General features: G+C 68.2%; 24 protein-coding genes. 2 read left to right on the forward strand and 22 right to left on the reverse strand.

Annotated features, from left to right (window positions below):
- Nucleotides 1–38: 38 nt before the first annotated feature.
- Entirely contained in the window at nucleotides 39–410 is a 372-nt protein-coding gene (locus FHW85_RS04075; RefSeq protein ID WP_167257254.1) for a hypothetical protein, read from the forward strand.
- A gap of 227 nt (nucleotides 411–637) precedes the next feature.
- Nucleotides 638–1,585 carry a DUF535 family protein gene (locus tag FHW85_RS04080; RefSeq protein WP_168647440.1) on the forward strand — a complete coding sequence of 316 codons (948 nt, stop codon included), beginning with the start codon at nucleotides 638–640 and terminating at the stop codon, nucleotides 1,583–1,585.
- Between the two features lie 3 nt (nucleotides 1,586–1,588).
- Here the strand turns inward: FHW85_RS04080 and FHW85_RS04085 are convergent, their stop codons facing one another.
- Genes FHW85_RS04085 through FHW85_RS04190 form a run of 22 tightly spaced genes read right to left on the reverse strand, consistent with a single transcriptional unit; the run spans nucleotide 1,589 to nucleotide 16,388 of the window.
- Nucleotides 1,589–1,942 carry a hypothetical protein gene (locus FHW85_RS04085; RefSeq protein WP_168647441.1) on the reverse strand — a complete coding sequence of 118 codons (354 nt, stop codon included), beginning with the start codon at nucleotides 1,940–1,942 and terminating at the stop codon, nucleotides 1,589–1,591.
- Between the two features lie 33 nt (nucleotides 1,943–1,975).
- The gene (locus tag FHW85_RS04090) at nucleotides 1,976–2,686 is read right to left on the reverse strand and encodes a sigma-70 family RNA polymerase sigma factor (protein WP_167257251.1); all 711 of its coding nucleotides are present in this window, start codon (nucleotides 2,684–2,686) and stop codon (nucleotides 1,976–1,978) included.
- 10 nt (nucleotides 2,687–2,696) lie between these two features.
- Nucleotides 2,697–3,449, reverse strand: coding sequence for a flagellar type III secretion system pore protein FliP (gene fliP / locus FHW85_RS04095; RefSeq protein WP_168647442.1), 753 nt, complete (start codon nucleotides 3,447–3,449; stop codon nucleotides 2,697–2,699).
- Nucleotides 3,446–3,823, reverse strand: a complete 378-nt coding sequence (locus FHW85_RS04100) for a hypothetical protein (protein WP_168647443.1) — start codon at nucleotides 3,821–3,823, stop codon at nucleotides 3,446–3,448. The genes fliP and FHW85_RS04100 overlap by 4 nt, the downstream gene beginning before the upstream one ends.
- Nucleotides 3,824–3,827: 4 nt before the next feature.
- Nucleotides 3,828–4,142, reverse strand: coding sequence for a FliM/FliN family flagellar motor C-terminal domain-containing protein (locus FHW85_RS04105; RefSeq protein ID WP_168647444.1), 315 nt, complete (start codon nucleotides 4,140–4,142; stop codon nucleotides 3,828–3,830).
- A complete protein-coding gene (locus FHW85_RS04110; protein WP_167257247.1) occupies nucleotides 4,139–4,858 on the reverse strand; it encodes a FliM/FliN family flagellar motor C-terminal domain-containing protein in 720 nt (239 codons plus the stop codon). The genes FHW85_RS04105 and FHW85_RS04110 overlap by 4 nt, the downstream gene beginning before the upstream one ends.
- A gap of 13 nt (nucleotides 4,859–4,871) precedes the next feature.
- On the reverse strand, nucleotides 4,872–6,041 hold the full coding sequence (locus FHW85_RS04115) for a flagellar hook-basal body complex protein (RefSeq protein WP_246866652.1): 1,170 nt from the start codon (nucleotides 6,039–6,041) through the stop codon (nucleotides 4,872–4,874).
- A gap of 11 nt (nucleotides 6,042–6,052) precedes the next feature.
- Nucleotides 6,053–6,478 carry a flagellar hook capping FlgD N-terminal domain-containing protein gene (locus FHW85_RS04120; RefSeq protein WP_167257246.1) on the reverse strand — a complete coding sequence of 142 codons (426 nt, stop codon included), beginning with the start codon at nucleotides 6,476–6,478 and terminating at the stop codon, nucleotides 6,053–6,055.
- The gene (locus FHW85_RS04125) at nucleotides 6,468–7,205 is read right to left on the reverse strand and encodes a hypothetical protein (protein WP_168647445.1); all 738 of its coding nucleotides are present in this window, start codon (nucleotides 7,203–7,205) and stop codon (nucleotides 6,468–6,470) included. The genes FHW85_RS04120 and FHW85_RS04125 overlap by 11 nt, the downstream gene beginning before the upstream one ends.
- On the reverse strand, nucleotides 7,202–7,645 hold the full coding sequence (locus tag FHW85_RS04130; protein ID WP_168647446.1) for a hypothetical protein: 444 nt from the start codon (nucleotides 7,643–7,645) through the stop codon (nucleotides 7,202–7,204). The genes FHW85_RS04125 and FHW85_RS04130 overlap by 4 nt, the downstream gene beginning before the upstream one ends.
- Nucleotides 7,642–8,976: a FliI/YscN family ATPase gene (locus FHW85_RS04135; protein WP_168647447.1), complete on the reverse strand. Its 1,335-nt coding sequence runs from the start codon at nucleotides 8,974–8,976 to the stop codon at nucleotides 7,642–7,644. Before FHW85_RS04135 ends, FHW85_RS04130 begins: the two co-directional genes overlap by 4 nt.
- The gene (locus tag FHW85_RS04140) at nucleotides 8,973–9,647 is read right to left on the reverse strand and encodes a FliH/SctL family protein (RefSeq protein WP_168647448.1); all 675 of its coding nucleotides are present in this window, start codon (nucleotides 9,645–9,647) and stop codon (nucleotides 8,973–8,975) included. The genes FHW85_RS04135 and FHW85_RS04140 overlap by 4 nt, the downstream gene beginning before the upstream one ends.
- Entirely contained in the window at nucleotides 9,644–10,090 is a 447-nt protein-coding gene (locus tag FHW85_RS04145) for a hypothetical protein (RefSeq protein ID WP_168647449.1), read from the reverse strand. Before FHW85_RS04145 ends, FHW85_RS04140 begins: the two co-directional genes overlap by 4 nt.
- Complete coding sequence (gene fliF / locus FHW85_RS04150) at nucleotides 10,087–11,457, reverse strand: flagellar basal-body MS-ring/collar protein FliF (protein ID WP_168647450.1); 1,371 nt, start codon at nucleotides 11,455–11,457, stop codon at nucleotides 10,087–10,089. Before fliF ends, FHW85_RS04145 begins: the two co-directional genes overlap by 4 nt.
- A 7-nt stretch (nucleotides 11,458–11,464) precedes the next feature.
- Nucleotides 11,465–11,761, reverse strand: coding sequence for a flagellar hook-basal body complex protein FliE (fliE, locus tag FHW85_RS04155; RefSeq protein ID WP_167257239.1), 297 nt, complete (start codon nucleotides 11,759–11,761; stop codon nucleotides 11,465–11,467).
- 1 nt (nucleotide 11,762) lies between these two features.
- Entirely contained in the window at nucleotides 11,763–12,146 is a 384-nt protein-coding gene (locus FHW85_RS04160) for a flagellar basal body rod C-terminal domain-containing protein (RefSeq protein ID WP_167257238.1), read from the reverse strand.
- Nucleotides 12,147–12,156: 10 nt separating this feature from the next.
- A complete protein-coding gene (locus tag FHW85_RS04165; protein WP_167257237.1) occupies nucleotides 12,157–12,531 on the reverse strand; it encodes a hypothetical protein in 375 nt (124 codons plus the stop codon).
- 11 nt (nucleotides 12,532–12,542) lie between these two features.
- Entirely contained in the window at nucleotides 12,543–13,646 is a 1,104-nt protein-coding gene (locus FHW85_RS04170) for a flagellar basal body P-ring protein FlgI (RefSeq protein ID WP_343203668.1), read from the reverse strand.
- Nucleotides 13,647–13,663: 17 nt separating this feature from the next.
- Nucleotides 13,664–14,245, reverse strand: a complete 582-nt coding sequence (locus FHW85_RS04175; protein WP_167257235.1) for a flagellar basal body L-ring protein FlgH — start codon at nucleotides 14,243–14,245, stop codon at nucleotides 13,664–13,666.
- Nucleotides 14,235–14,936 carry a flagellar basal body P-ring formation chaperone FlgA gene (flgA, locus tag FHW85_RS04180; RefSeq protein WP_168647452.1) on the reverse strand — a complete coding sequence of 234 codons (702 nt, stop codon included), beginning with the start codon at nucleotides 14,934–14,936 and terminating at the stop codon, nucleotides 14,235–14,237. The genes FHW85_RS04175 and flgA overlap by 11 nt, the downstream gene beginning before the upstream one ends.
- Nucleotides 14,933–15,703, reverse strand: a complete 771-nt coding sequence (flgG, locus tag FHW85_RS04185) for a flagellar basal-body rod protein FlgG (protein WP_168647453.1) — start codon at nucleotides 15,701–15,703, stop codon at nucleotides 14,933–14,935. Before flgG ends, flgA begins: the two co-directional genes overlap by 4 nt.
- Nucleotides 15,704–15,710: 7 nt before the next feature.
- Complete coding sequence (locus tag FHW85_RS04190) at nucleotides 15,711–16,388, reverse strand: flagellar hook basal-body protein (RefSeq protein WP_168647454.1); 678 nt, start codon at nucleotides 16,386–16,388, stop codon at nucleotides 15,711–15,713.
- Nucleotides 16,389–16,396 lie beyond the last annotated feature (8 nt).

The raw sequence follows: 16,396 nt of genomic DNA on the forward strand, positions 1-16,396 counted from the left end.
CGTTCGGCGCGAACATAGCCTGATTCCCGGAGCCCATCATGCCCATCGCCACCCTGGTCCACGCCCCCCAGATCGCCTTCGACCTGGGCGAACTCGACGCCCTGCTCACCGGCCTGCCCGGCGATTTCCCGCCTCCGCTCTACCGCACCCTCGAGGAACTGCACACCCGCCTCAGCGACTACCACCGCCTGGCCGGCACCATCGTCCCGCGCGACGAACTGGCCGCCCTGTACGAAGCCATCGTGGCCCCGCTGGACGAAGTGGAAGCGCAGTCGCGCGCCCGCGTGCTCAGCGAATCGATGGAACACTGGTGCCACGAAGTGAATCGCCAGATGACCCCGCTGCGCGAGGCGATCACCGGCGAAGCCACCGATATCGCGGCGTTCGACGACGAAGGCTGGGACGCCTGAGCGGGCTGACGCAGGTTTTTTCGGCGAAACTGACTGGCGGCGAAACCATCGCGTGATGTATCGCGGCTTTTTTGACAGCCTCTTCACCGCGCATTTCAAAAATTCCGGCATCGGCCGTCTTGGCTTCCGTTCAAGCGGCTTGGACCGGAATCCTCATGAAGGCAGCAGTACACGAAGAGTGGCTGGACGCAGCCCCTGCGGCGCTAGCGCCGCGAGCGGGAGCGCTCTTGCTGCTGCGGTCGTTCCAGGGGCGCTGGGACCTGGGCTACACCCCCGCACCGCGCCAGATCCACGGCTATCTGAGCCACGCCCGCCATAGCCTCGCCTATCTGCCGCGCCAGCTGGACTGGCTGCGTTTTCTCGACGGTTCCGAAGAAATGCGCCAGGCCGTGCGCAGCGACCCCGGCCTCTACAGCCGCTGGCATGCGCCCTTTATTTCGCGCGAACTCGATGCCCCGGCACGCCTGCGCATCCTGCAGGCGCATTACCGGTTCCTGCTCGAACGTTTTCCGCCGCGCCTGCGCGACAAGCTGCTGCGCGGCCACGACGTGCGCATCGGCACCCTGCGGCTGCGCAACGGCGAAGCCGTCCATCTGCATCTGCGCAAGCCCGCCGTGCGTGCGATGGGCGAACTGGGGCTCTATCTGGTCACCGGCAGCAAGGAAGTGCTGTCCTCGTGCATCTTCACCTTCGGCGGCGAGGACGGCCTGCTGATCGGCGCGATGCAGGGCTCGTGGTCGTTCCTGGGCCGCGCGCCGATCCGCGAGTTCACCCGCGGCAGCCACGGCGTGCGGCCGAAGAACCTGCTGCTTACCTTGATGCGCGTGCTTGCGCGCCTGTACGGCATCGAGCGCCTGCGCGGCGTGGCGCAAGCGGCGCATCCCTTCGCCGCGCGCATCCACGCCGACTACGACAGCTTCTGGCAGGAAAACGGCGGCATCCCCGGCAAGCACGGCTTCCACGAACTCCCGCGCTTCGGCGCCCGCCGCCCGGTACGCCTGCTGCCCAGCAAGCGCCGCGCCGCACGCCGGCAGCGCGAACAGTTCCTGGATGAAGCGCGTGCCGTGTTCCTGCGCGCGCTGGACTGGCGCCGCCCTTCGCAACCCTCGCCCGACGATCAGCGCGATGCTTCGCGGCTGCCGCCAGCAGCACTGCACCCGCGCGCCTGGGCCTGAGGTTCAGCGCAAGGCGTGCAGCGCCTCGCGCAGCACGGCCTGCAGGCGCGGATCGCGCAACATCGCCTCGTTCACCGCGCTGACCACGCCTGCAAAGGCCGGATCGCTCTCCACGTCCTCACCCCACTCATGCTGCAGGATGCAGCGCAGCAGCTGGGGCTGGATCGCGCGTAAGGCTTCCTCGCTGTCGATATCTACGCCCGCCGCAAGGCTGCGCAGTTCGCCACGCAGATCCGGTGGCGCGGTATCGCCCGCCGCAGCGCCCGTTTCTGTGTCCGCCGCGCCCGCTTTCGACCTGGAAAGCTTGCGCAGCGCATCGATCAGGGCCGAAGTCTGGGTAGGGCGTATGCGATCCATCGGGAGACCTGGTTGGGCCGGGCAAGCCGGCAGCTAAAGCACGAATTGCCAGGCGTCCGCCTGCATCAGCGATCTTAACCGTTCGAGTCCCTGTCGATGCAGCTGGGAAATCCTGCCCTTGGTCAGCGCCAGCGCCAGGGCGATCTCCACGAAGGCCATATGCTGCAGATAATGCAGCTGCAGCACCAGGCGCTCCCGCTCAGGCAGGCGGGCCAGATGGCGATGGACGCGATCGCTCAGCTGGTGGCGCACCGCCTCGTCGTAGGGCGTGGGCACGCTGCTGTGTTCCGGTTCGACCGGCACCGACAAGGCATAGCCCGCACCCAGCGACGCCACCAGCCGCACCAGGCGCTCGACCGGATCGTCCTCGGTTTCTTCCAGCAGGGAATCGATGCCATCGGCGCGCACCTGCTGGCGCACCTCGTGCGTGCCCGCCAGCGCGCGCAATCCGTTGAACACCGCGCCGCGCACGCGCTGCCTGGCATAGGCCTCGAACGGCACGCCGCGCCGGTGGTCGAAAGCGTCGATGGCTTCGATCAGGCCGATCGAGGCGTTCTGCACGTAATCCGGCCAGTCGGCGCTGCGTCCGCGCACGCGCATAAATACGGCGCGCGCCAGCTTGCGCGCCCAGCCCACGTAGTGTCCGAGCAAGGCCTCGCGCGCCTGCATGTCCCCGGCCACGCGCCAGCGCGTCCACAGCTCGGCGCCGGGTTCGGCGGCGTGCTCCTGCGCTGGATACGGCATGGCGGCCATTTCAGTGCCTGTAGCTTCCCAGCAGGGCCTGCGCCACGAGCACCCAGCCGTTGATCAGCAGGAACAGCAGGACCTTCAGCGGTAGGCTCACCGTGGCCGGCGGCACCATGATCATGCCCAGCGCCATCAGGATCGCCGCCACCACCAGGTCGATCAGCAGAAACGGCAGGAAGATCACGAAGCCGATCTGGAAGGCTGTGCGCAACTCGCTCAGCATGAAGGCCGGAATCAGGTGCAGTGCCTGTACGTCGGCCAGCGACTTGGGCTGCGCCGCGCCGGCCATGTCCACCACCGCGCGCAGATCGCCTTCGCGGGTCTGCCGGATCATGAACTCCTTGAACGGTTGAAAGCCCTGCGTCACCGCCGTTTCCGTGCTGATGCCGTTGGCCAGCCACGGATCCAGCGCATGGTCCTTGGCCGACTGCAGCACCGGCATCATCGAAAACAAGGTAAGGAACAGCGACAGCGTGATCACCACCGCGTTCGGCGGCGTCTGCTGCAGGCCCAGCGCCGTGCGCAGCATGGACAGCACGATCACGATGCGGGTGAACGAGGTCATCGCGATCAGCAGCGCCGGCAGCAACGACAGCGCCGTGAGCACCGCCACCTGCCGCAGCGCGGGCGCGAGATCCGCACTGTTCTGGTTCACCGCATCGCGCAGCGGATCGATCGCCGCGGCCGCGGGCAGGCAGAACGCTACGCCGAGCACTGCCGCGAAAGCCAGCCACACATAGCGCCGCAAGCGCGCCTTCATGGCGCTGCTCCATCGTTGGCCGTTGACGCAAGCGGACGCAGCGCAGTTACCTGCACACCGCTGCGCGCCTCCACCACCAGCAGCCGCTCGTCGCCATCATGCAGCACATAGGCCGAACAACCGGGCCCCAGGCGCAGCCGTTGCGCAACGCTGACGCCGGGCGCTTGTGTGCGCGGCCCATTGATCAGTGCGCCACCTTTCCAGCCGCTGCGCTTGAGCAACCATAAAGCGGCAAACGCTGCGCCCAGCAATAAAGCGGCAACCAGCAGGCTGCCACCTCCCGAAGCGGCAGGCGCGCTCTCATGGCTGAAAGGAATCGGCGCGGCCGGCGCGACCGAAGCCGCGACCGCTGGCATGGCAACATCCACATGCATGGGCTTACAGCACCTGCACGATCTGCACGCCGAAGTGATCGCCCACCGCCATCAACTGCGCGGTGGCCACGGGCTTGCCGTTGAGCTGCAGAGTCACCGGCTCTTCCAGTCCTTGTCCCAAGGTAAGCACCTTGCCTGCCTTCAGCTCGAACAGTTCGGCCAGGCTTACTTCGGTTTCGCCGAGCACGGCGGTCAGGCGCACTTTGACGTGGCCCACCAGGCTCAGATCGGGCGCCGCGGCACGAGCGGATGCGCCTTCGTCCGCTTCGGCATCGGCGAGCGGCGGCAAGACGAGCGGTTCAACCAGTACGGAATTCATGGTGCGGACTCCAGATGTTCGGTGGACGCCAGGCGCAGGGCGCGGCGTCCGCCGCGCTCGCCCAGCAGTCCCTGAAAGAGCGGCCGGTCGACGCCGGCCACGGTGATATCCAGCGGGCGCGACAGCGGCGCCAGCGTGGCAATCACGTCGCCGGGCGCCAGGCCTTGCAGTTCGTCGAGCGAGATCTCGCCCAGATCGAGCGACGCGCGCAGTTGCGCGGACGCCGGCGCAATCGCTTCGATCCGCGGTACCAGCGCAGCCACGCGCGGCGCGGAAGCCGGCGCCCAATGCGCCGCCGCACGCCGGTCCAGCCACAGGCGCAAGCGCAATCCGCCGATGCCAAGCACCAGCGCACAGCCGCCCCAGCGCGGATCGGCCAGCGTGTCCGGCACGGCTTCGATCGCGCCGAGGCTGGCATCGTCCAGCGTCTCGACGCCGGTCATGCGGCGCGCCAGATCCAGCAGCGCGGAACGCTCCAGATGCGCGGCAAGTTCACCACCCTGGCTGGCCGCGAGGCCGGTCAGCGAACCGACCAGATCGCCATCGACGCAGAACGCCACGCCGCGGCTTTCGACCTGCCGGCACACGCCATCCGGCACCACGTCGGCGCCGCCGTCGGCAAGCACCTGCGCCGCGCTCATGGCCCAGGCATTCCACCACGCCTGCACCACGGCGCCCGCCTTCGCCATGACGGCGTGGCGGCGCGTTTCGCCCATCCAACCAAACGCCTTAGCCGCCACCGCCGCCTCCCGTGCTGGAATACAGCTGCTGCAGCATGCTGTCGGTCACGGTGAGCACGCGCGAGCTGGCCTGGTAGCCGCGCTGCACGATAATCATCTCGGTCAGCTCGCGGGTCAGGTCGACGTTCGACTGTTCCAGGCTGCCGCCCAGGATCTTGCCCAGATGGCCGGAGGTGGCCTTGCCGTAATTGAGCTTCACATCCGGCCCTGCGGTATAGAGCGCGCCGGGACCTAGCTGCAGCAGCTGCTCGTCGGCCACTTCGGCCAGCGCCAGCTGCGGGCCGGTCTTCTTCTCGTTGTCCGAGTAGGTGATCTGCAGCAGGCCAGCACTATCGAAGCTCACCTGCGACATGCCCACTACGGCGTGGCCGTCGACCGCATGCGCACCGATATTGGAGCTCGCGCCGGTAATCTGCGTCGCGCCGGAGAACCCGCCCGGCGTACCCGCATTGAAGGTCACCTGCTGGCTCGCGCCGTTGCCGCTGATGGTGACGTTGAAGCTGTTGAAACCCGGCGTCGGCGTACCGCTGGTATCGAAACGCAGCTCGCCGCTGCCGACCACGTTGCTGCCCTCCTTCACGGAGACTAGCCAGTCGTTGGCGGTGACGGCCTTGTTGTTGGTCAGCGTCACCGTCAGCGTGTGCAGGCCGCCGGAAGCGTCGTACACCTGCAGCCCGGTGACCTGCTGAGTGGTGTCGTTCGGCGAAAGATTGCCGCTGAAATTCACCGAGGTGGTGGCCTGCGGCGGCAGCGTCTGCAGATCGGCAATGCTGAAATCCGCCAGCCCGCCAGCATCGTTGAGCGCGGCCACGCGGTAGCCGGTGACGTCGTCGATCAGCTGGCCGCTGTCGTCGAAACGGAAATGGCCGCCCCGCGTGTAGAACAGATTGCCGTTGTCGTCCCGCAGCACGAACAGGCCCTTGCCCTGGATCGCCGCGTCGGTGCTGGTGCCGGTCTGCTGCGTATCGCCCTGGCCCAGGTCGGTCACGTCCTGCGACAGCTTGGTGCCGATGCCGTCGCCGGCGTTCTCGAAGAACGCAGCCTGGCCGCGGAAGCCCGGCGTATTCATATTGGAAATGTTGTTGCCGATCTTCTCCAGGTCGCGCGAGAAGCCCAGCAGGCCCGACAGGCCGTTGAACAGTGCTTGCATCATGGGCATGGCGCTATTCCTCAGGGCTGCACAAGGGTGATCTGCGACAGGCGCACGCCGGTCATCACGTTGCCGCCGCTGCTGGCGGTCACCGACAGCTGCACGCCGCCAGTGGTGAAGGACACGGCCGTGATCTTGCCGGCGGTGGTCGAACCATCCACGCCGGTGACCTGCACCGGATGGTTGAGCAGGCTGATCGACTGGTCGGTGGACTTCATGCTGAGCAAGTCCTGGATGCCCTGGTTCATCTCGCCATTGAGCTCGATGCCCTCGAACTGCGACAGCTGCAGCAGGAACTGGCTGTTATCCAGCGGCTGCATCGGGTCCTGGAACTGCAGCTCGCTGACGAACAGGCGGATGAAGTCCTCCTGGTTGATCGCCTTGTTGCTGACGCCCGAGGCGGTGGCAGGCGCGCCGAGGACGGCGCCGATCGAATCAACGGCCATGCGGTTCTCCCTTGCCGATATCCTGGTTAACGGCGCCTGCGCGCCAGATGTCCTGCCCGTTGAGCACGATGCGCTGCAACGGCTGGCCCGCACCGCGGGCGAATGAGTGCAATTGTTCGACCAGCGCGCGCTGCTGCGGCGCATCCAGGCGGTAGTCGCGGATCCACAGCGTGGCGGTGCCGTCGCTGAGGCGCACCATGCGGCGCGCCCATTCGGCGAAGTCGCCGCTGGTGCCGGTGCGCAGTGCGGTGGCTTCAACGGTAGCGCTGCTGTCTCGCTCGATCGGAATAGCCATTCCATCGGTGCGGATGGCAACCGCGTCGGCATCGCTGCCAACCGCCATAGCATCGGCTGATGCGTGTGGCACGGGCATGGCATCGGGTGTCGACGCCAACGCCAACTCCGGCGAAACGCCGCCGGCCGCATGGCCGTCCGCGCCGTCACGGTTGCTGTCGAGCATCGACAGATAACCGGTCGCATGCAGCCCCTGCGGGTAGATCCTTCCCGACATGCCCGCCATCGCCAGACGCACGTCGAGCGGTGCGGCGGCATCGTCGGCGCGAGGCTGAGCATGCTGGCGGCTTTGCGACAAACCATCGGCGCCGCTTTGCTCCGATGCGTGCGACGAACGCACATGCGCCTCGAAATCCTTGCGCGGATTCGGCTTGGGCGGAGCCGGCCTGGCAGGCAATACATCCGGCGTATTGAGCGGCAACAAAGGGTTCACTTCGCCGACTCCCTGCCTAGCCACAGATCCATCAGATCGGCGGCTGCCTTGGCTTCGACCGCCTGTTCTGCCTGCTCTCGTGCTTCGGTGGCGCGCTCGCCGGCCATATCTCGCCGTGCGCGGGCCAAGGTCCAGTCCTCCGAAGCTTGCCGGAGCGCCGTTTCGCTCTGCGCCAGCGTGTCGGTGCTGCGCGCAAGGACGGTTTCGGCGGCCATGGCCGCGTCCGCATACAGCGCATAGCGCGCCATATCCGCCGCAGGATGATGCAGGGCCGATTCGCGTGCGCGCTCGAAGGTCTCCAGCGTGGCTTCGTCGCGCTCCTTGATCTCGCGCGCGGCCTGCGCATCCGCATGCGCAGTGGCCAACTGCTGCCGCGCGCGTTCTTCGCGGAAGCGCTCCAGCGCGGCAAGACGGACCAGGGTCGCGGCGCGATCGCTCATCGGGCGAGGTTCCCCTGGCCATTCAGAATCGACGCCAGCGCCGCATAACCTTCGTGGCGATCCAGGCTGACGTCGGGCGTCTGCCGCAGGCTCTGCTCCAATGCCGGAGCCAGCTCGACGGCGCGGTCCAGCCGCGGATTGGCGCCGCGCTGATACGCACCCATGTCGATCAGGTCGCGCGAGGCTTCATAGGTGGCCAGCAGCGCCTGCGCTTCGGCCACATGCCGGCGCTCTTCCGCCGTGGTCAACCGCCCCAGCCAGCGGCTGACGCTGCGCAGGGGATCCACCGCCGGCAGCTGCCCGCGATGGGACAGATCGCGCGACAGCACGATATGCCCGTCCAGCAGCGCACGCATATGGTCGGCCACCGGCTCATTCATATCGTCGCCCTCGACCAGCACGCTGTAGACGCAGCTGATCGATCCCGAACCCTTGAGCGCACCGCCGCGCTCGGTCAGGCGCGGCAATGCATTGAAGACGGAAGGCGGATAGCCGCGCGACGTCGGCGGCTCGCCCGCGGCCAGGCCGATCTCGCGCTGCGCCATGGCGAAGCGCGTCACCGAGTCCACCATCAGCAGCACGTCCTTGCCCTGGTCGCGGAAGTATTCCGCCACCGCATGCACGGCATGGGTGGCATGCGCGCGCACCAGCGGCGGCTGGTCCGAGGTGGCTGCCACCACCACCGCATGGCGCATGCCCTGTTCACCCAGCGCCTGGGTGACGAAATCGCCAACCTCGCGCCCGCGCTCGCCGATCAGGCCGACCACCACCACGTCCGCGCGCACGTGCCGCGCCAGCATGCCCAGCAGCGTGGTCTTGCCCACGCCGGAGCCGGCGAACACGCCCATGCGCTGGCCTTTGCCCATCGGCAGCAGCGTGTCGACCACGCGCACGCCGGTTTCCAGCACCGTATCTTCCTCGCGGCGCGACAAGGGATCGATCGGCGCGCGGTAGACCTCGTAATGCGCTTCCGCGACCAGAGCACCCTTGCCGTCCAGCGGTGCACCGAACGCATCGACCACGCGCCCGAGCATGCCCATGCCCACCGGGATGCGCAGGCTGTGGCCCAGCGCACGCAGGCGATCGCCCACGCGCAAGCCCGCGGCCTGGCCCATCGGCATCAGCAGCACACGGCCATCGCGGAAGCCGATCACCTGCATCAGCAAGGCCTCGGTGCTGCCGGACTTCCGCAACTCGCACAGCTCGCCCAGATGCGCATCGGGGCCGATCGCCTCCACCACCAGGCCATTGCTCGCCACCACCTCGCCTTCGCGCACGAACGCGGGCAGCTGGCGCAATTGCTCGTGGAAACGGGCGACCAGGGCGCTCATGCGTGGGCGTCGCCGTCATGGAGTGCGGCGAGCAAGGCATGGCGCAGTTGCTGCGTGCGCACGTCGAGGCCCGCATTGAAGCGGCCTCGGCGGCTTTCCAGCACGCAGCTGCCCGCCTGCAGGCTGGCATCGGCGACAACGGGGATACCTGGCATCAGTGCCTGCAGCGCCGCCGCATCAGCTTCCGCCACGCGGACGCTGACCACCTCGCTGCCCAGCTCGCGGCGCGCTTGTTCGCACAAGGCCGCGACCAGGCTACGGTCCGCGGCCTTGTCGCCAAGCACGCGCAGCATCGCGGCATAAGCCATCTCGACGGCAGCCGACTCCGCCCAGCGGCGGTCTTCTTCCAGCGCGGCAGTCAATGCATCCGACACCGTGGCGAGGCGTTCGTGCTCGACGCGCAACGTCTGCTGCGCTTCATCCAACGCTGTCTTCGCCTGCTGCTCAAATTCAGTGCGCGCCTGCGCCGCGGCGGCCTCGAACTCCGTCCTCGCCTGGCGCAAGCCATCGCGATAACCCTGTTCGAAACCGAAGCGATGTTCCTCCGCGTCGGCCTCCTCCGGCATGATGCTGGCGAGCGTTTCGCCACGTTCCCCGAACGCGCGCGACTGTCCCTGCACGATATCGTGCCGTGACAGCCGGCGGGCGCCTTTGGTCAAATCCTGGCTCATAGCCACTCCGCGAAGCTACCGGCCTTGCCGGGCCATTGCGCCAGCGCTGCACGCAGCGAAGGCGGCAACGGCTGTATCAGGCGCGCGGCTTCTTCGCGCACCTTGCGGGCGCGCGTCACGCCGAGGCTGTCGAGGTCGACATCCCGATCTTCCGGCTGATGCGCAGCCAGCCAAAGCGCGATCCAGGCGGGATCGACCTGCTTCAAGGCGGCAGGCAGCGCAGCCTGCGTCACCGTCGCTTCCGTTTCCGCGGCCGCGATAGCGGGAGCCGGAATCTCCAGCTCGCCCAACTGTCCGCTCCAGCGCTTCAGTTCCGGCGAACGCAGCACCCTCTGCAACGCGCGTGCGTGCTCCACGGGCAGCTGCTTCAGCAGCCAGGCGCGGTCACCGGGATGCAGCGCCGCGAGCCGCGCGGCGGCTATGCGCAGGCCCTGGGTGTTCATGGACGCTCCGGTGCGTCGATCCAGCGGCGCACGTCCTGCAGCAAGCGCTCGCGCTCCGCGGCGGGCAGCCGCTTCGGCGAACGCAGGCGCGCCATGCCGACACCGGTGCCGAAACACAGCAGGCCCAGCAGGCCGGCCATCGCCCAAGGTGCGCCGGGCGGCAGTTTCGAAGACGCCGCAACCATCTCCGCCGGGCGTGCGCCGCGCTGGCTGGCCACGGGAGGCAGCACGATGGCGGTCTTCGGCGCGGCAGCTACCGCCGCGATATCCAGGCGGTCGCCGCGCTGCGCATCCAGACCGACCGCGGCACCGATCACCGAGGCCAGCTTGGCGCTGGTTACCTCGTCCACCGACGAAGGCAACATGATGCCCAGACTGATCCGCTGCACCTGCCCCGGCGCCACTTCGATCTCTTCCTGCTGGCGGCCGTGCGCGTATTCCAGTTCCGACTCGCCCGCGCTGCTCGCCGCACGGGCGGTGTCGCCCTCCGGGCCCGGTGCGCCATGCGTGTTCGACGTCTTCTGCCGCACCAGCAGTCCGTTGCCATCCTTGCCCTGCGCCAGCAGCGTGTCCTTCACCTGCTTGATGCGGTCGTAGTTGAGCTGCACGTTCACCGACACCGCGAACGAAGCCGATTCGCCCAGCGCCTCGCGCAACAGCGCTTCGACGCGCTGGCGCAGGCGCGTTTCCACGCGCGCCTGCTCCTCGCCGCTGTCGCCGGCCGTGCCACCCGACAAGATGGCACCGCCCTGCCCCAGCACCGTGACGGCATCCGGCGACAGACCATCCACCGCGGATGCAACGAGGCGCTGGATGCCGGTCACCTGCTTGGGCGCCAGCGAGCGCCCAGGCTGCAACGCCAGGCTGACCGAGGCCTTCGAAGGCGAATCCTGGCTTTCGAACATACCCGCGCGGCGCAAGGTGAGATGCACGCGCGCGGCCTGCACGTCCGGAATGGTGGCAATGGTGCGTTCCAGTTCGCCCTGCAGCGCGCGCTGGTAATTCACCCGCTGGGCGAACTCGGTCACGCCGAAATCCGAATCCTTGAACACCTCGAAGCCCACGCTGCCGCCGTGCGGCACGCCTTGCGCGACCAGCTTCATGCGCGCGTCGTAGACCGACTCCTCCGGCACCAGCACAGTGGCGCCGTCGTCGGCGAAGCGGTGCGGCACCTGCAGGCCATCCAGCGCGCCGGCGATTTCCGCGGCGTCGACCTGTTTCAACTCGGTGAACAGCACGCCGTAGCGCGTGCGCGTCGACCACCACGTCAGGCCGGCGGCCAGCACCACGATCAGCAGCAGGCCGATGCCGAATGCGAGGCGGCGCCCATGCGACCAGCTGCCCCAGAGCGAACGAAGGAATTCCATGGACGGCTCAGACCTGCATGCTGGTGATGTCGCGGTACGCCGCCAGCACGCGGTTGCGCACCTGCACGACGAACTGGAGATCGATGCGCGCCTTTTCCAGCGCGATCATCACGTCGTGCACCGGCAGGTCCGCGCCGGCGGCCAGCGCACGCGTCGCCTGGTCGGCGGCGTTGAGCTGCTGGTTGACGCCTTCGACGCCTTGGGCCACCAGACTGTCGAAGCCCGGCGCGGTCTGCACCGGCGTGGCGCGCGCGGAAGGAGCGATATCGCCGAGCGCGGCAAGGGGAGCAATGGGTTCGATCATCTCAGCGGCCTCCGATGCTCAACGATTTCAGCAACATGCCATGCAGCGTATTGAAGGCGCGGATATCGGCCTGGTACGCGCGCTGCGCGGACATCAGCGTGGCCATCTCCTGCGCCAGGTCGACGTCCGGGTACTGCACCGTGCCGTCCGGCCCGGCCAGCGGATTGGACGGATCGAGCACGGTCTGCCCGGCGCCATCCGCGCTGGACGCGCCGGCGGCAATGGCCGGCCCATCCACTTCGCGGGTGAACGCAGCCGCCTGCGCCGCGGCGCGCTGCTGCACCGGCATGTCGGCGGTGGCGATGCGCTGGCTGGCCGCCTCCATGCGCATGCGCTCGTAATCCAGGCCGGAACGCGTCACGGCGAACATGGCATCAAGACTCATGACTGCAGACTCATGACTGGTCTCCGCTGAGCGCCAGGCTCATGAGGGCGAACTGGCGCGTAGCCGCTTCCGACAAGGCCTGGTAGTGCGCGCTGGCCAGGGCCAGTTCGGTCACTTCGTGATCCAGGCTGAGCGAGCCGTCGGCGCTGTCGATGCGCTGCGAGGTAGTGCTGCCCAGGCGGGCCGAGGCAAGCGCGCCGGCATCGACGTCGCCACCGTCGGCAACCCGCTGCAGCAGGTCCAGCGCGTCGCCGAAGTCCGCGCGCTGCACGGTGCCGTCGGGCCGGTTGGCAAAGGCCACGTTGTGGCTGGCGATCTCCGCCCGCCGCTGGGCCATGTCCAGCGCAAGGCCGATGGCGCCGAGAGTGACATTGTGATCGGACATCCGTATTCCCCTTACTGGATGAGCAATTCGCCGCGCAACGCACCGGCCGCCTTGATCGACTGCAGCACGGTGATGACATCGCGGGTGGAAAGATGGATCGCGCGCAGCGCGGAAATCAGGTCGCCCACGGTGGCGCCGGTGGGCAGCTGCACCATGCGGGCATCGTCTTCGTTCACCTTGATTTTGGTCTGCGGCACGATGGCGGTGCGGATATTGCGCGAGGGATCGACAAACACGCCGTCGCCCGGCTGCGAAACCAGGTAGTCGGTCTTGATCGACACGCGCAGGTCGCCCTGCGAAATGGTCACGCTGGCCAGCTGCACGTCGCCGCCGGACACCACCGTGCCGGTGCGCTCGTTGACCACCACGCGCGCGACCTGGTCGGGCTGCACCATCACGTTTTCCAGCGCGGCGATGTTCTGCACCGCGCTGCTGGGCTGGCTGAAATGCACCACCACCTTGCCGGCGTGCGCGGCGCTGGCCTCGACGCCGGGCAGCGTGCGCTGCACCGCCTGCGCCACGCGCGAGGCGGTGGTGAAATCGGGCTGGTACAGAATCAGATTGATGGTGCCGCCCGGCCCCAGCGCACCCAGCGGCGCGGAACGCTGCACGGTGGCGCCTTCCGGTACCAGGCCAGCGGTGGGATGGTTCTTCTGTTCCAGGTTGCCGTGCGACTGCACCTTGTAGCCGCCGACCGAAATCGCGCCCTGGGCCAGCGCATAGACCTGACCGTCAGGGCCATCGAGCGGCGTCAGCAGCAAGGTGCCGCCGCCGAGGCTGCGCGCATCGCCGACCGAGGCCACCGACACGTCCAGCTTCTGGCCGGATTCCGCAAACGCCGGCAGCGTCGCGGTCACCATCACGGCCGCCACGTTGCGGCTGTTCAGATCGTCGGTGGACACGTTGACGCCAAAGTGGCTGAGCGTGTTCGCCACCGACTGCAAAGTGGCGTGGTTGCGGTTGGTATCGCCGGAGCCGGCCAGGCCGACCACCAGGCCGTAGCCGATCAGCGCGTTGTCCTGCACGCCTTCGGCGCGTGCGATTTCCTTCAGGCGCACGCCCACGAAGGTCTGCGTCTGCGCCGAAGCCGCGAACGCAGCCACAGCCAGCAGCACGGTACAGAGCCCGCGCCTCATAGCAACCCCAGCCATTTGCTGACCCTGTAGATGATGCTGCGCTTCTGCGGCTCGCTGACGTCGCCGCGGCCGGTGAATTCGATGTTCGCTTCGCTGATGCGGTTGGACAGGATGGTGTTGGAGGAGGAGATGTCCTCCGGCCGCACCGCGCCGCTCAGCGCAATGCGCTGCTTCTCGCCGTTGACCACCACCGATTGCTCGCCGCGGATGCGCAGGGTGCCGACGTCGTCGATGCCGGTGACCCTCACCGCGATCTGCGCCTGCACCGCGCCCGAGCGCGTGGTCTGCCCCGCGCCGCTGTCGCTGCCGGAAAGACCGAGATTGCCGTTGTAATCGTGATGCGTGGTGCGCAGGCTGCCGCCCAGACTCACGTTATTGGCCGAGTCGGTGTTCGCGGCGGCTGACGCGCGCGAAGTCTCCACCACCAGGATGGTGAGCGTGTCGCCCACGCGGTGCGCGCGGCGATCCTCGGCCAGGCCGCGGTAGGTGCGCGGGTCGATCATGCCGCCGCCGTCCTGCGCGCATGCGGCAGGCAGGCCGAGCAGCAGCAGGGTTGCGAATGTGTATTCACGGAACAACTTGCGCCACTCCCCGGTCCGTCACCGTCGCCTTTACGGGTTCGCTGGTACCGGCCACCTGCACTGGCACCGTCTCGCCCTTGTTCGCAGCGCGCATGGCCACGCCCGCGCGCTCCACCGTGATCCCGCCGTAGCTCGCCATCAGGCGTACCTGCTGGCGATTGTCGACGTCGGGCACGTCCTCGAAATCTTCGATGCTGGCCACCTGCCCCGCGCGCACCGGATGGCGCAGGCGCTTGCCTTTGAGCGCATCCGGCGAGGCCAGCGGCGCGGACGAGCCGAGCGCCACGTCCACATTGCGTTCTTCCAGCTGCAGTTGATCGGCCGGCAGCCGCTCGGCCACGTCGTCGCGATAAACCCAGGCCTGCCCCGTCGCCGACAGCGCAAAACCCACCGGCACTATGCGCAGCACGCGGCCGCCGCTGCGCACTTCCACCATCGCGGTGAAGCGTGCGCGCGGCCAGCGGCCGGCGATCGGCAGCGCGCGAAATTCCAGCGCGCCCTTGGCGGCCGGCAGATGTTCCGGACGCGTCGTCACGTCCAGCTGCACATGCTCGTAGCCATGGCCGAGGCGCTGCTCCACCGCCGCACGCGCAGCCGCCACCGCGCCATCCGCGGCGGCATCGCTGGCGCACGCGGCGGCCGGCGCCAGGCACGCCAGTGCGAACAAGCTGGCAAGGCGAAGGCTCATCGATTGAGATTGTTGATGGTGTCCAGGATCTGGTCGGTCGCCTGCAGCACGCGCGCATTAAGCTGGTACGCGCGCTGCGCCAGCACCAGGGCAGACATCTCGCCTACCAGGTCGACGTTGGAACCCTCGACATAACCCTGCGACAGCGTGCCGAAGCCCGCATCGCCCGGCTTGCCCACCACCGGGTCGCCCGAATCCGGCGTCACCGCGAAATTGTTGCCGCCGACCGAGCGCAGCGCTTCCGGCGCGGCGAACGTCACCAGCTGCAGGTTGCCGACCACGCTGTCCTTGGCGTCGCTGCCGAGCTGTGCGTGCACATCGCCATTGCTACTGACCGTGATATGGGTGGCGTCGGCGGGAATCTGGATGCCCTGCGCCAGGCGATGGCCTGCGGCGGTGACCAGATAGCCGTCGTTGTCCACCTTGAGCTGGCCGGCGCGCGTGTACAGGCGGCCGCCGTCTTCGCCGCTTTCGATTTCGAAGAAGCCCGCGCCCTGGATCGCCAGGTCCCAGGTGTTGCCGGTCTGCTGCAGGGCGCCGTCGATCATCACCGGCGCGGTCTCGCTGATGCGCGTGCCGGCGCCGAGCTGGTTGGCCGCAAGGCCTTGCTGCGCCTGCGCCGGCGTCAGCGCCGACACGTCGGTGAAGGCCACGCGCGAGCGCTTGTAGCCCGGCGTCTGCATATTGGCCAGGTTGTTGGAGATCACGTCGATCTGCTGCTGCTGCGAGTTGAGCCCGCTGGCGGCGATATGGAGTGCTTCGATCATGGCGTCCTCAGGAGTCCTTGCCGATCTGGTCGATACCGGCCACGAGAGCCGTGTGATAGGTGGAAATCGCGTGCTGGATGGAACTGGCGTGGCGCGACAGCTGCATCAGCCGCACCATTTCCTCGCCGGGGTCGACGTTGGAACCTTCGAGCGCGCCCTGGTGCACGCGCACATCGGCGTCCGCGGTGGCGCTGGCGGCGTACATGCCGCCACCCAGCGGCTGCAGCGTGGCGCCGTCGGCCACGTCGACCAGGGCCAGCTGCGCCACCACGTCCTTGCCGTCGTGGATGGCGCCGTCTTCGCCGATGGTTACGGCAGAACTCGAGAGCACGATGGGGCCGTCGGCGCCGAGCACCGCGCGGCCCTGCGCGTCCACCAGGCGTCCGCTGGCATCCAGCGAGAACTGGCCGGCGCGCGTCAGGAACACCTGCTCGTCGCCGGCGCTCACCTGGAAAAAGCCTTGCCCCTGCAGGGCAAGATCCAGCGGGCGACCGGTCTGGATCAGGGCGCCATCGCGCTGGTCCACGCGCGTGGGCGCCGCGCCCAACGTACCTTCGAAACCTTCGGCGCGCTGTACCGCGCGATAGCCCGGCGTGGTCAGGTTGGCCACGTTCTGGCTGAGCGTGCCTAACGCGCGCACGTCGGCGCTCAAGTAACGGGCAATCGAGCTGATGGGGTCGCTCACTGGGTCTC

It is taken from the genome of Dyella sp. SG609, assembly GCF_012275375.1.
Classification (GTDB): domain Bacteria; phylum Pseudomonadota; class Gammaproteobacteria; order Xanthomonadales; family Rhodanobacteraceae; genus Dyella_D; species Dyella_D marensis.